Annotated in this window: 16 protein-coding genes; 15 read left to right on the top strand and 1 reads right to left on the bottom strand. The window is 34.7% G+C overall.

Going from position 1 to position 14,193, the window contains the following annotated elements:
- Positions 1-10: 10 nt before the first annotated feature.
- The 10 genes from aceB (at position 11) to BLS98_RS16595 (ending at position 9,337) form a co-directional block, all read left to right on the top strand.
- On the top strand, positions 11-1,585 hold the full coding sequence (gene aceB, locus BLS98_RS16640; protein ID WP_089737639.1) for a malate synthase A: 1,575 nt from the start codon (positions 11-13) through the stop codon (positions 1,583-1,585).
- Between the two features lie 87 nt (positions 1,586-1,672).
- Positions 1,673-2,953: an isocitrate lyase gene (gene aceA / locus BLS98_RS16635; protein WP_089737638.1), complete on the top strand. Its 1,281-nt coding sequence runs from the start codon at positions 1,673-1,675 to the stop codon at positions 2,951-2,953.
- Positions 2,954-3,170: 217 nt separating this feature from the next.
- Positions 3,171-3,746, top strand: coding sequence for an OmpH/Skp family outer membrane protein (locus tag BLS98_RS16630; protein ID WP_089737637.1), 576 nt, complete (start codon positions 3,171-3,173; stop codon positions 3,744-3,746).
- Positions 3,747-3,867: 121 nt separating this feature from the next.
- Positions 3,868-4,290, top strand: coding sequence for an acyl-CoA thioesterase (locus BLS98_RS16625; RefSeq protein ID WP_228425367.1), 423 nt, complete (start codon positions 3,868-3,870; stop codon positions 4,288-4,290).
- A complete protein-coding gene (locus BLS98_RS16620) occupies positions 4,280-4,663 on the top strand; it encodes a hypothetical protein (RefSeq protein WP_089737635.1) in 384 nt (127 codons plus the stop codon). The genes BLS98_RS16625 and BLS98_RS16620 overlap by 11 nt, the downstream gene beginning before the upstream one ends.
- 86 nt (positions 4,664-4,749) lie before the next feature.
- Positions 4,750-6,192, top strand: a complete 1,443-nt coding sequence (locus tag BLS98_RS16615) for a serine hydrolase (protein ID WP_089737634.1) — start codon at positions 4,750-4,752, stop codon at positions 6,190-6,192.
- A gap of 72 nt (positions 6,193-6,264) precedes the next feature.
- Complete coding sequence (locus BLS98_RS16610) at positions 6,265-6,711, top strand: 6-pyruvoyl trahydropterin synthase family protein (protein WP_089737633.1); 447 nt, start codon at positions 6,265-6,267, stop codon at positions 6,709-6,711.
- 24 nt (positions 6,712-6,735) lie between these two features.
- Positions 6,736-7,503 (top strand): UDP-2,3-diacylglucosamine diphosphatase, encoded by a 768-nt coding sequence (locus tag BLS98_RS16605; protein WP_089737632.1) that lies wholly within the window; start codon positions 6,736-6,738, stop codon positions 7,501-7,503.
- Between the two features lie 200 nt (positions 7,504-7,703).
- Positions 7,704-8,696, top strand: a complete 993-nt coding sequence (locus BLS98_RS16600) for a LuxE/PaaK family acyltransferase (protein ID WP_089737631.1) — start codon at positions 7,704-7,706, stop codon at positions 8,694-8,696.
- A 95-nt stretch (positions 8,697-8,791) separates the two neighbouring features.
- Positions 8,792-9,337: a hypothetical protein gene (locus tag BLS98_RS16595; protein ID WP_089737630.1), complete on the top strand. Its 546-nt coding sequence runs from the start codon at positions 8,792-8,794 to the stop codon at positions 9,335-9,337.
- A 280-nt stretch (positions 9,338-9,617) separates the two neighbouring features.
- On the opposite strand, the gene aqpZ is transcribed toward BLS98_RS16595, so the two are convergent.
- Positions 9,618-10,334 (bottom strand): aquaporin Z, encoded by a 717-nt coding sequence (aqpZ, locus tag BLS98_RS16590; RefSeq protein WP_066694103.1) that lies wholly within the window; start codon positions 10,332-10,334, stop codon positions 9,618-9,620.
- Positions 10,335-10,554: 220 nt separating this feature from the next.
- Between aqpZ and BLS98_RS16585 the strand changes: the two genes are divergently transcribed.
- From BLS98_RS16585 to BLS98_RS16565, 5 genes are all read left to right on the top strand, one after another.
- Positions 10,555-11,175 carry a DUF5715 family protein gene (locus tag BLS98_RS16585; RefSeq protein ID WP_089737629.1) on the top strand — a complete coding sequence of 207 codons (621 nt, stop codon included), beginning with the start codon at positions 10,555-10,557 and terminating at the stop codon, positions 11,173-11,175.
- A 63-nt stretch (positions 11,176-11,238) separates the two neighbouring features.
- Positions 11,239-12,009: a hypothetical protein gene (locus BLS98_RS16580; RefSeq protein ID WP_228425365.1), complete on the top strand. Its 771-nt coding sequence runs from the start codon at positions 11,239-11,241 to the stop codon at positions 12,007-12,009.
- A gap of 17 nt (positions 12,010-12,026) precedes the next feature.
- The gene (locus BLS98_RS16575; RefSeq protein ID WP_089737627.1) at positions 12,027-12,650 is read left to right on the top strand and encodes a hypothetical protein; all 624 of its coding nucleotides are present in this window, start codon (positions 12,027-12,029) and stop codon (positions 12,648-12,650) included.
- A gap of 95 nt (positions 12,651-12,745) precedes the next feature.
- Positions 12,746-13,432 (top strand): sensor histidine kinase, encoded by a 687-nt coding sequence (locus tag BLS98_RS16570; RefSeq protein WP_089737626.1) that lies wholly within the window; start codon positions 12,746-12,748, stop codon positions 13,430-13,432.
- Entirely contained in the window at positions 13,401-14,078 is a 678-nt protein-coding gene (locus BLS98_RS16565; protein ID WP_089737625.1) for a response regulator transcription factor, read from the top strand. Before BLS98_RS16570 ends, BLS98_RS16565 begins: the two co-directional genes overlap by 32 nt.
- Positions 14,079-14,193: the final 115 nt, after the last annotated feature.

The raw sequence follows: 14,193 nt of genomic DNA, 5'->3' as shown, positions 1-14,193 counted from the left end.
TCAATATGTTATGGAAACCAAGACTCAATTAAAAATTACGGCCAAGAAGCAGTTTGAAGAAATTTTCACTCCCGATTTGATAGATTTTTTAATAGCGCTTCATCAGAAATTCAATCAAAAAAGAGTAGATCTTTTAGAAGAACGAAAAAAAACGCAAAAAGAATTCGATCAGGGGAATCTTCCGAAATTTCTGAAGGAGACAGAAGAGGTCAGGAATGGTAATTGGGTATGTGCACCATTACCAGAAGATTTGCTGGACAGAAGAGTAGAAATTACAGGCCCGGTTGATCGTAAAATGATTATCAACGCTCTGAATTCCGGAGCCTTTACCTTCATGGCAGATTTTGAAGATAGCAGCTCACCAACCTGGGAAAATGGGATGGAAGGACAAATTAATCTTTCCGATGCGATTAACAGAACCATAGATTTTGTCAACGAAGCAGGAAAGGCTTATAAACTCAATGAAAAGACAGCTGTTTTATTGGTAAGACCAAGAGGATTACATCTTCCTGAAAAGCATATTAAAATTAATGATGAAGAAGCATCAGGATCATTGACAGACTTTGGAATTTACTTTTTCAGAAATGTGAAAAACCTTTTAGAAAAGGGAAGTGGCCCATACTTTTATCTTCCAAAATTAGAACATTATAAAGAAGCAAGATGGTGGAATGAAGTATTTGTCTTTGCTCAGGAATATCTGGGAATTCCACAAGGAACTATTAAGGCTACAGTTTTAATAGAGACTATTACAGCCTCATTCCAGATTGATGAAATTTTATACGAATTAAAAGAACACAGCTCCGGACTGAATTGTGGAAGATGGGATTACATCTTCTCATACATCAAAAAATTCAGAAACCTTCCGAAATTTATTGTTCCAGATAGAGATCAGGTAACAATGACTTCCCCTTTTATGAGCGCTTATTCAAAAAGAGTGATTGAAGGTTGCCATAAGAGAAATGTTCATGCAATGGGGGGAATGGCAGCACAGATTCCTGTAAAAAATGATGACGAAGCTAATAATATTGCTTTTGAAAAAGTAAGAAGCGATAAAGAAAGAGAAGTGAAAAACGGTCATGATGGAACCTGGGTGGCGCATCCTGCATTAGTTTCAGTGGCTAAGGATATTTTTGATGAGCATATGCCTTCTAAAAATCAGATCGATAAAAAATTTGAATACAATATACAGGAAAGCAATCTGCTGGAAATCCCAAAAGGAGAAATTACAGAGAAAGGAGTAAGAAAAAATATCAATGTCGGGATTCTTTATCTCGAAAGCTGGCTGATGGGAACCGGAGCAGCGGCTATTTACAATCTGATGGAGGATGCTGCCACTGCTGAGATTTCAAGAACGCAGATCTGGCAATGGCTGAAAAATGAAGCGGTATTAAGCGATGACAGAACATTAACCAGAAATATGATCCTTCAATGGGAATCCGAAGAAATGGACAATATTGAAAAATATGTTGGCGAAACCCGCTTTAAAAACGGAAAATTCAAACTTGCTAAAGAACTTTTCAATGAATTGATATTCTCAGAAAACTTTGAAGAATTTTTAACCCTGAAAGCATATCCCTTTATATAGTTAGATAGTGAGAGAATAGGAACATCTGAATATTCACGAAACCTCATATCCCGAACTCCAGAATTCAACAAACAAAATCCAAATATTATGAAAACAAGACGAGAACAAATCCAGGCTCTAGAGCAAGATTGGCTGATAAATCCACGCTGGAATGGCATAAAAAGGCCTTATACGGCAGAAGAAGTATTAAAACTTCGTGGCTCTTACAAAATAGATTATACCATTGCGACAGAAATGTCTAAGAAATTCTGGGAAAAATTAAATACCCAAGATTTTGTGGCAGGACTGGGAGCTTTAACTGGTAATCAGGCTGTGCAGGAAGTAGATGCCGGCTTAGAGGCGATTTATCTTTCAGGATGGCAGGTGGCGGCAGATGCTAACTTATCTGGAGAAATGTATCCGGATCAGTCTTTGTATCCAGCAAATTCAGTGCCTTCTGTTGTGAAAAAAATCAATAATGCTTTATTAAGAGCAGATCAGGTTCAATCGGTAAGTGGAGCTGGAGATAAAGAATATCTTGTTCCAATTATTGCAGATGCCGAAGCAGGTTTTGGTGGAAACTTGAATGCATTTGAACTCATGAAACAAATGATTGAGGCAGGTGCTGCCGGGGTACACTTTGAAGATCAGCTTTCTTCTGCAAAGAAATGTGGACATTTAGGAGGAAAAGTATTGGTTCCTACTCAGGAAGCCATTAATAAATTAGTTGCGGCACGTTTGGCAGCAGATGTATTGGGTGTTCCAAGTCTTATCATTGCCAGAACAGATGCTGATGCAGCAGACCTGCTTACCTCAGATATTGATGATAGAGACAAAAAATTCGTGACAGGAGAAAGAACTTCTGAAGGGTTTTATGTAGTAAGAAATGGAGTAGAACAGGGAATAGACCGAGGATTGTCTTATGCACCCTATGCAGACCTGATCTGGATGGAAACTTCAAACCCGGATTTGGAACAGGCGAAAAAATTTGCAGACGGAATTCATGCACAGTTTCCAGGAAAAATGCTTGCTTACAACTGCTCACCTTCATTCAACTGGGCAGCTAAACTAAGTGTGGAAGAAATGTCTACCTTCCGCGAAGAGTTAGCGAAAATGGGCTATAAATTCCAGTTTATTACCTTGGCAGGATTCCATGCTTTGAATACGGCAATGTTTGAATTGGCGTTGGCATATAAAGAAAGAGGAATGGCTGGATATTCAGAACTTCAGGAACGTGAATTTGCTTTACAATCAAAAGGATTCAGAGCGGTAAAACATCAGTCTTTTGTAGGAACAGGATATTTTGATGAGGTTCAGAATGTTGTTACCAACGGGTCTTCTGCTACCGTAGCAATGAAGGATTCTACAGAAACAGCACAGTTTCATTAAAAATCAGTTTTTTGCATTATACATATTTTCGAAGCTCTCTCCGTTTTTTGGGGAGAGCTTTATGTTAATGGGAATTTTAATGGTAAATATTTTGAACACTATGGATATTTATAACAATGTTTATATCCAGAAAAAGTCGAATGATTCTAAATGAAAAATTATATTATATTTGGACACTGAAAAAAAAGTGAATTTTTCAAAAAAAGTATATATCATAATGAAACTAATTAAATTATTTTTTATTGCAGCAGGATTAACTTTAACTGCTAATACTGTAAATGCTCAACAAAAAATCGGAAGTGTAAACACTGCAGATGTTTTTGAAAATATGACTGAGGTAAAAACAGCAGGGGAAGCTATTGATAATCTAACCAAAACAAAGCAAACTGAGATTGATAAGCTGATTAATGAATATCAGACGAAGTTGAAAGTAGCACAAGATAAAGAAAAAACATTCAACGAAACTAATAAAGAGGCCTTAACGAAAGAGCTTATTGCAGCACAAACAGAATTAGATAATCTGGGTAAAAAAATTGAAGAGGCTAGAGCACAGGCAGCTAAGGAAATTTCTGCTAAACAAGGCGAATTGTTTACTCCAATTCAACAGAAAATAAAGACTGCTATTTTTGCAGTGTCTAAGGAAAGAAACCTAAGCTATGTATTTGATATTGCAGCGCAGGGAAGTAATCTTGTGTACACAGACGAAAGTGAAGATATTACAGCACAGGTAAAAACAAAATTAGGAGCTTCGGCAACAGCTTCTAAGCCAGCAGCAGGAAAAGCTAAAAAATAATTTCAATCTATTGAATAGTATAAAAACGGAATCAGATCAGTCTGGTTCCGTTTTTTTATACAATAAAATATGACTTTTTGTATAAAGATTCATCGGAAACCTTTTATTTTAAATCTTAAATTTGAGTAAATATTTCAATGAAATGAGTTTGGTATATGAAAAACAGATTAAAGTAACGGAAGAACATATCGATCAGAATAATCACGTTAATAATGTTCAATATGTACATTGGGTAGAAGAAATAGCAGCAGAACATTGGGATCTCTTAAAGCATAAAACAGAATATGAAAATGATGTCTGGATGCTTCTGGATCATCATATCCGTTACAAAAAGCAGGTGTATCTGAATGATATAATTACAGTAAAAACTTATCCGCAAGCTCCGGAAGGAGCTAAGCAGCCGAGAAAAGTAGAGTTTTATTGTAATGATGAACTGGTTGTGGATTCAAGCACACTTTGGATTCTGTTTGATACAGAAGCAAAGAAAATAAAAAGGCCGGGAAATGACTGGCTGGAGAAATTAGAAGAACAGATTGAAGAATAAATTAAGAAAGATAACTGTTGAATATCTAGAGTATTTGTATTTAGTTACAAATAAATATAATCGTGGAACAGATACCAATACACTTACTGTAAAGGTATTTTTAAGCGGAGAGAAACAAACTCCATTAATTCTTGATTTTCTAACCGTTGATGATTACCTGATGGGACAGCTCTTAAATTCCGGAATCTTTTTGATGAATACAATAACAAATTCAATAGAAAGAGTCAATACAAATGAACCTAAGTATATACAAAAGCTTATTGTAAAGGGAAGAGAAAAGGGTTGGAATGGGAAAAATAGGATAGAAAAACAAAATGGACTGGATTATTTAGCTGAATTGGGGTATGAAATTGATTCATTAAAGCCCAAATAAAATGTACTGAATTATTATAAAATTCATAAATTTTGTAACATACTAAAGTTAGTAGCTGTCTTATTGAATGAAGATATCAAGAAACAATGAAGCAATCCGTTTTAGCAGCCCTATTTTTTAATGTATCCATTTTAGGATTCAGCCAGACAGCAGAACAGTCAAAAGCCATTGACAACTATATAAAAAATGTTATCCAAATCAATGAAATTCCTGGAATGGCTGTAGGAATTGTAAAAAATGATAAAGTAACCTTCCAGCAGTATTATGGGCGTGAAAACCTGGAAAGTGATGAAAAAGTGAGCTCTAAGTCCATGTTCAGGATATATTCCAATACAAAGCTGATGGCTAATATTGGTCTTTTTAAACTTGTTGAGGAGGGTAAACTGTCTGTAGACGATAAGATTTCAAAATATATAGATAACCTGCCCAAAGATTGGCAAAATATCGAGGTGAAAAATCTTCTTTCCCATTCTTCAGGGCTTCCGGATATGGCTGATGTAAAAGACCTTCCTGAAAAAGCAACCTTTAATGAAGTTATTCAACGGTTGTCAAATGAAAAAAATGAATTTGAAGCCGGTGATCATTATAGGTATAATCAGACGAATTATATGTTGATTAGTATGATTATTGAAAAAATAACAAGAAAAACTTTTGAAGAATATATTCTCGAAAATCAATTTCCGGAATCCAGAAATCAGGTGATTTTTTCTTCTAATTCTATTGAAAGAATCCCTAATAGAGTGGGAAAATATAATTATAATCCTGAGAAGAAGCAGTATGAGAAGCTAACTGAAATTAGTGGTGTAAGAGCCCATTCTGCCAATGGTCTGGCGGTTACTCTTCCTGCTTTTCTACAATGGAGCATCCATTTCAGTAAAAATGATTTTCTGAAACCGGAAACAAAGAAGATGATGTGGAAGCCGTTTGACTATAAAAATAACGGCTGGGAATTCGGACATGGCTGGGAAATTACAGATAATAATAAGACAAAATCATATGGTTTCTCGGGTGGAAATGTAAGTGCTTACAGTATTTTCCCGGATAAAAGTATGTCTATTATTGTCATGTATAATGCCAATAAAGGGTTCCCTGTAATGTACCAAATGGTAAATCATATTGCAGGAATTATAGATAAAAACCTGATGGAACCTTATATGTTGGCTGAAGAAATCACGATCACTGAATCCTTGGCTCATCCCAACCTGAAGAAGGAAACGTACGGATATAGAATAGAAAATGATAATGTGATTTTTTCTTACCAATACCCTAAGAACTCAAGTACAGAATTCATCAAAAGTGTTTCGGTGGCAGGTGTATTCAACAATTGGAATATGAATGATCCATCCTATCAAATGATTCTTAAAAAGAATAATGTCTTCGAGGTTGCAGTACCCAAATCTCAGTTTGAAAAAGGAAAAAGCTATGGCTTTAAGTTTGTGATGAATAAGAGTGGATGGTTAACGATTCCTTACAATGCGGCTAACACAGATGGAACGCAGGATAATAATTTATCCTTAAAAATTGATTAAAAATATATTTGAAAATCATTGTAATAGAGACAGTATTTTCTTTGTTAAGCGGTTTTGTCATATCTTTGCAATATGATACGTATTACAAAAATTTTTACATTCGAAACAGCTCACGTACTGTACAACTACGATGGGAAATGTAAAAATATGCATGGACATTCCTATAAGCTGTTTGTAACAGTGAAAGGAAAACCGATTAATGATATTGATAACCCTAAAAACGGGATGGTAGTTGATTTCGGAGATATCAAAAGTATCGTAAAATCTGAGATCGTAGACGTTTGGGATCACGCAGTGCTTTTAAATGCACTTACTCCTCATAAAGAGTTGGGTGATGATCTTGAGCAGAAAGGACATAAGGTAATCTATTGCAGCTTCCAGCCAACCTGTGAAAACATGCTGTATGCCATTGCTGCTAAAGTAAAATCAAGACTTCCGGAAGGAATTTCTCTGGCTTATCTTAAACTTCATGAGACTGAAAACTCTTATGGAGAATGGTTTGCAGAAGACAATCAATAATTATTATCCCATAAAGCTCACAAGGTGTTAAAAACAACAATTAATTTAGAACCTGGAAAAAAAGTATACTTTGCTTCAGATCAGCATTTCGGTGCACCTACTCCTAAAGAAAGTAAGGTACGTGAAGAGAGGTTTATACGATGGATGGATCAGATCAAGGAAGATGCACAGGTTTTATTTTTAATGGGTGATCTTTTTGACTTCTGGCATGAATGGAAACATGTAGTGCCAAAAGGATATGTTCGTGTTTTAGGGAAAATCGCAGAACTTAAAGACAGAGGAATCCATATTTATTTTTTTGTGGGAAACCATGATCTTTGGATGAAAGATTATCTTGAAGAAGAAATTGGCTGTACAGTTTTTTACCAGAAACAATATTTTGAAATGGGTGGAAAGCAATTTCTGCTCGCTCATGGAGATGGTTTAGGACCTGGTGATAAAGGATATAAAAGAATGAAAAAAGTCTTTACCAATCCAATAGCACAATGGTTTTTTAAATGGCTTCATCCTGATATAGCGATGAAAGTTGCCTTGTATCTTTCTCAGAAAAATAAAATGATCTCAGGCGAAGAAGACAAAGCGTTTTTAGGAGAGGATAAAGAGTTTCTTATCATTTATTCTAAAGAAAAGCTGAAGACCCAGAAGATTGATTATTTCGTATACGGACATCGCCACCTTCCTATGGTATTAGATTTAGGACAAAATTCACAATACATCAACTTGGGAGACTGGATTTCCTATTTTACCTATGGTGAGTTTGAAAAAGACTTTGAATTGAAAACTTTTGAGTAATAAAAACAAAAAAATTACCCCTAAAAAGAGGTAATTTGAGAATGAGTGGGGGACTCATTCTGTTTTTAATCCATATTCCGATTAAGTAATTGCAAGAAGTTTACCAAAGTCAGATTCTGATATTAAAAAACATTAAATAAAAATATTTTATCCTGATAATTGCTTTGTAATGAAGTAATAAGACGATTGAAAAAAAAATTATGGAACCGAAAAATATATTCAACATACAAACCGAACAGGACTTCCTGGATGCATCATTGAAAACATTTCGTTATCAGTATGAAAATGTTGAGATATATAGAAAGTTTGTAGATTTTTTAAACATCAATCCGGATGAGGTAAACGATGTATCGAAAATTCCTTTTCTTCCGATTGAAATGTTTAAAAACCATCAGATTCTGGATAAAAATGTGACTACGGACTTATTTTTTCAGAGCTCAGGTACTACACAGATGAATCTTTCAAAGCACTTCATTGCCAATACAGATTTATATGAAGAAAGTATTTATAAAAGCTTCGAACAATTCATTGGAAAACCGGAGGACTTTATTTTCCTTGGGTTATTGCCAAGCTATCTGGAAAAACAGAATTCATCATTGATCTATATGGTAGATTATCTGATGAAAAAATCGGCAAAGCCTGAAAACGGATACTTCCTTTACAATCATGCTGATCTTTTCAATCTTTTGAACCAGTTACAGGATAAAAAAGTAATTCTGTTCGGTGTCTCCTTTGCTTTGTTAGACTTTTTAGACTACTGTCATTCTGAGCATAGCGAAGAATCTCTAAGTATTCTTGAAAATCTAATCGTCATTGAAACCGGAGGAATGAAGGGCAGAAAGGAAGAAATGACAAAAGACGAACTACTGAAAATTTTACAGGAAGGTTTCAAAACAGATAAGATTTACTCAGAATATTCCATGACTGAATTGTTGTCTCAGGCATATTCTCTTGGAAACAATGAATATCTGTGTCCCAATTGGATGCGAATTAAGATCAGAAATGCTGAAGATCCTTTCTCCTATGAAAAAGAAGGCAGAACAGGAGCAATCAATATCATCGATTTAGCCAATACTCATTCATGTTCTTTCATTGCAACTCAGGACTTGGGGAAAATAATAGGCGATAAATTTCAGGTGTTGGGGAGAATAGATCACTCTGATATCAGAGGCTGTAGCTTGTTAGTGAGCTAATCAAAGATAATTTCGGGATTCATAATATTGAATTTTGGTTGTTGAAGAAAGTCTCATATCTCGCGTCTGAGTGTCTCTAATCTAAACTTTACATTATGCTTAAAATAGAAGAACTTGTTCACGCATACATCCATACCTATTGCGATTTTGAAAAAGAACTCGTACTTACCAATTATTTTCAGGCTGATTGGGAAGCGGATATACTCATTATTGATGCGGAAGGAATGAGCCATGAAATTGAGATCAAGCTTTCTAAAAGTGATTTTAAAAATGATTTTAAAAAATCATATATACATAAAGATACAGGAGAAAAATTTCTGAAACATGATAAAATTTCCTGTGGAGATTATGTCTGTAATGCCTTTAGTTTTCTATTACCAATGGGAATGGTAGACTCCAACCTCATTCCGGAACATTGCGGAATCATTGAATTTTACCATAATGCAGATACCTGGAATACGGAATTCTACATTATCCGTCCACCCAGAAGACTTCATCAAGATTCTTACTGGATGCTGAATGACAAAGACCTTTTCATTAGAAAAATGGCTTTAAATCTGCTTCAACGTAAAATGGAAATCAAAGGAAAGCATGAAGAACTTATTTTCAAAAATCCTTTTGATCTTAAAAATAAAAAGTAAAGTAATTATTTCTTCTAAAAACAAGATGAAATGACTAGCAATATAAGCATACCTATAAAACTAAATCTAACAGGTTTCAAAAAGTTATTAGGTTTATATCAGACACCATTCAACCTAGGAATATAATTCGCTTGCTTCATCAGCGGCAAAGTCGCACTTCTTTGCCTCCTAAAAATAATACTCCCTCATCATAAAACTTTGCGTTTAAAAAACAACCTTATAAAACAAAAAATCCTGTCAGATGACAGGATTTTATAGTTATATGTAATTCTAAAATTAATTAGTCAGCTACTTCTGCAGTATCTCTCTGAAGTAAGAATTTGTAGATTAATCCACCTACAATTCCTCCAAGAATTGGAGCTACCCAGAACAGCCAAAGCTGTGACATAGCCAATCCGCCTGTGAAAACTGCCTGCGAAAGGGATCTTGCAGGGTTTACAGAAGTATTGGTGATTGGAATAGAGATCAGGTGAATCAAAGTAAGAGCAAGACCAATAGCGATACCTGCAAACTTACCATTAGCCCATTTATCCGTAGCTCCCATAATAACGATAAGGAAGAAAGCTGTTAATAAAAACTCTGCAAGGAATGCTGCTCCCATACTGAAGGCTTTTCCGTTGTAGACTGCTTCTCCATAGAAATTGGTAGCAAATGCTCCAGGTGCTGAGAAATCTACAACTCCGGCTCCGTTAAGGATCGTGTATAGACATCCTGCAGCAACAATAGCACCAAGACACTGCGCTACGATGTAAGGGATAAGGTCTTTTGCAGAAAATCTTCCTCCCGCTAAAAGCCCAAAAGAAACCGCCGGGTTGAAGTGACCACCGGAAATATGTCCTACGGCATATGCCATCGTAAGAACAGTAAGACCGAAAGCTAAAGCAACTCCTAAAAGTCCAATGCCGATATCAGGAACACCCGCTGCAAAAACAGCGCTCCCGCAACCTCCGAAAACAAGCCAAAATGTGCCGAAAAATTCAGCAAAAAGTTTTTTTATCATATTGTTTATTTTTAAAATGTAACTCAAATGTAGAATTTATATCTTAAAGTAAAAAGTTAAAACTGAAAAAATATTTCAAAATTAGGGGAACAAAAATTGTAAATTCAATAAATTGGTTTGATGTTTGTTTGGGAATTGTTGGGATACTATTATAGTTGCTATTGAATGAGGTAACATAATTGTTTTATCCTTCCTTAGTAATTTAAAGTGGTGGTTAATGAGAAAGTTTCTTTGTGTGGTCTTTGTACCTTTTATGTATAGTTTACATTATTCGCAGACGGCTAAAAAAGCCCTTCCCTGCTATGATCTTACAACTGTTTTAAAGGTTGAGCCTACTGCGCTTTACAAAACCCATCTGGATGCCTCTAAAAGTTTTGGAGTACAGCTATTGAAGGATTCTAAAACAGTACAGAAGTATATTAATAAAGGAAAGTTTCATAAAATCAAGAAATCCGGAAAAGGATATCAGGTTCAGAAACTTGATTATAGTAAAGCCTATATGGTTTCGAAGGCGAAAACTACTTTGGAGAATATCGGTTCCAAATTCAGTAAAGCAACAAAAGGCGCAACCTTCACTGTTTCATCTATGACCCGAACTCTGGAAGACCAATGCAGATTAAGAAGAGTGAACTCTAATGCATCTTTAGGAATAAGCTCTCACAACTACGGCAACTCCTTTGATATTTCTTATGTAAGATTCAATAATATTCTTAAAAATAACCCGAAAATGGAAGCAGCCTTGGAAAAGGTTTTAAAGCATTATGCAGATGCTGGTAGAATTTATTACATAAAAGAAAGACAGCAGAGCTGTTATCATATTACAGTGCGGAATTATTAATTAAATTCCTACTTGCACAACATGTTTAGTTTATATAATTTTATACAACTAAAAACCATGCTTATGACAACATTAAACATCGTAGACTATTTACTTCCTGTAGAAGAATGCAGGATTGCTGCAGATGAATGGAGCCTTTGTCGTTCTAATTATTCAAAAATTAAGGAATTAATTCCTACAACTTATGTCTTTACGATTTCTGATGGTCCTCTTGAATGGATGAAAAGCTTCAGGGATTATCCTGAATTCTGTACTACAATGGGAATATGGAAGAATCAATTGATCCTGATTTTTTACCCTCTGAATGAAAAAGGAGACAGAATAGATCAAAAAGAATATCCTTATTGCGTTCTTTCAGAATTGGTAAGTGATATAAAGCTTCAGGAGGTACAGGAATATACCATTGTTAAAAATACCATTCTTTCCAAAGGACTTGAGAAAATTGAGAAAAATGCAGATATGGCTTTTCCTATATCCAATAAACCCATTCTTGAGCAGGATAAAGCGATAGAAGCTATTGAAAGCTGGAGAGAATCAGGGATGGATTGGTTTTACAAAGAATGTAATGAATCTAAAGGAATTGGCATTTTTAAAAGATTTTATGTTCCTACGGCAGACTTATGTCTTTCAGATGAAGGTTTGAAGGAAATTAAATGTTCTTTCGGACTTAAATATAATGAAATCTATGGGAAAATGTTGGTAACCCTTATTTTTATCTCTTTCCGCGAAAATTTACAGAATGCTGAACGCGCTCAGATGATGTCCAATACCTATGATTGGGCAAAACCATGTCCGCCTATCTGCCGTATACCAGGATTGGATGGGGAATTTTAAAATAATAAATAAAAGGAATGGCAGATCTTTATAAGACGATTTTATTCCTAAACTACGGATTGCTTCTTACAGTTATAGTTTTGGGAGCTGTTAAATACCGCATATTAAATTCTAAAGAAAAGCAGTATTTTTATTGTATTGCTTTTCTGTTTTTTATTGAACTGCTGAATCTGGTTTTACCTTATGTTTTCAAGCTTAATGATACTTCGTTTCTGTATCCATTCTACATTGCTGGAGAGTTTTTCTTATTAACAGGTCTATTCATCAGAAAATTAGCCTGGCCTAAATATCTTTTAGGGTTGGGTGCTGCAATTGCAGTGGGTTTTATGATTTCAAAATACGGTTTTGATGAGCCTGCCAATGCCGATATTGCAAAAGTTGTTTCCAATATTATCATTATTTGTTTATCAGGAGTAACGCTGATTGATGAGATCAAAAAAACATCCGCTCAGAATCGTTTTCTTTGGGTAGATGCCAGCATTTTTTTCTATTACTCCGTGTCGGTATTCATTTTCATTATTCAGCATCAGATTGTTAACCTTTCAGAAAACAATTATTATATTCTTTTCACGGCCAATAATATTTTTTCCAGTATTCTGTACTGTTCACTTTTATATACCTTCATCCGATTAAAGAAGTAACCTTAAATATCAACCTTTTGATTCTTATAATTGTTACCATAGCAATTATAGTTTCTTTTATAATACTCGCGTACAGAGCTTTTATAAGCAGAATTATGAAGGAAAAAAATGTGCAGCATGAAGCAGAAGTTCTTCATCAGAAAAAGCTGGCATTGGAAAACATCAAAGCTCAGGAAGAAGAACGGAAAAGAATTGCGGTGATGATTCATGATGATATAGGAAACAGACTTAATATTCTTTCCTTATGGCTTAATAATCTGGATACAAAAGGGGATGAGCTGATTAAAAAAAATATTCACAGCCAGATGTCTTCACTTGTGGATGCTGCCAGAAGTATTTCCCATTCATTATATCCTGTGAATTTAGAATCGGTGGGACTGGTTTTATATGCTGAGGAACTTATTGCTAACCTTTCCCATAAAATTAATATTTCCCTGCAGGTAATGCCCGGATATGAAAAGAAAGATATCTTTGTGGAAGTTCAGTTGTATCGGATTATTCAGGAATTTACCACCAATGTCATTAAGCATTCAACAGCAACAGATCTTTGGATTTATATTAAAGATTATCGGCAGAATATGGCAGTCGTTATTTCAGATAATGGGCAGGGATTTGAGTATGAAGAAGTAAAAAAGGGCATGGGAATCAAAAATATTGAATCCAGAATCAAGTCGATGAATGCCGTTCATAAATGGAAAAAATCTTTTTTAAATAAAGGAAGTCGTTTAATTATTAAAATTCCCAAACATCATGAGTTCCCAAATCAAAATAGCACTAATTGATGATGAGCAGCTGATCCTTGAAGGAGTAAAAATGCTGTTGTCCAATGAAAAAAATATATCCGTATGCCTTACTGCAGATAACGGGCCCGATTTTATAGAGTATCTTGGAAAACTTTCAGAACAAGAATTTCCTGATATAGCACTGGTAGACGTTCAGATGAAACCGATGAATGGTTTTGAACTGGTAGAAATTCTTAAAGAAAAATATCCCGATCTTAAGATCATTATTCTTTCTTCCCACTATAAAACATCCATCTTAGGATATATGGTTAAGCTTGGGGTTTCAGCTTTCCTTCCTAAAAATTCAGATAAGAAAACATTTATTGATGCCATTACAATGGTTGATAAAAATGGAGTTTTTTTTACGGCTGAAGATCATCAGATGTTGTTTACTTATATGAACAGTTCTGCCAAGAAAAATTCACTTTTTGAAACGGATGATGAACTGTCTGAGAGAGAAAAAGATGTTGTGAAATTAATCTGTCAGGAATTTACCAACAATGAAATAGGGGAGAAACTATTCATAAGTCCCAGAACTGTTGAAAGTCACAGGCAGCGTATTCTTGAAAAGATAGGTGCTAAAAATACAGTGGGAATAGTTATTTATGCCATTGTGAACAATATTTACTCTCTTGAAAAAATATAACTTGATTCCGTAGAAATACGGAATTTTTTATTTGGTACTTTTTACTCTAGCCAAACTGCACATTCTTCCGTTATTTTGAAATGTCTCTTTTAGGGATTTTAATAAAAACATAAAT

This window comes from Chryseobacterium jejuense (assembly GCF_900100075.1).
GTDB lineage: Bacteria > Bacteroidota > Bacteroidia > Flavobacteriales > Weeksellaceae > Chryseobacterium > Chryseobacterium jejuense.
This window is presented reverse-complemented; position numbering and strand designations above follow the sequence as displayed.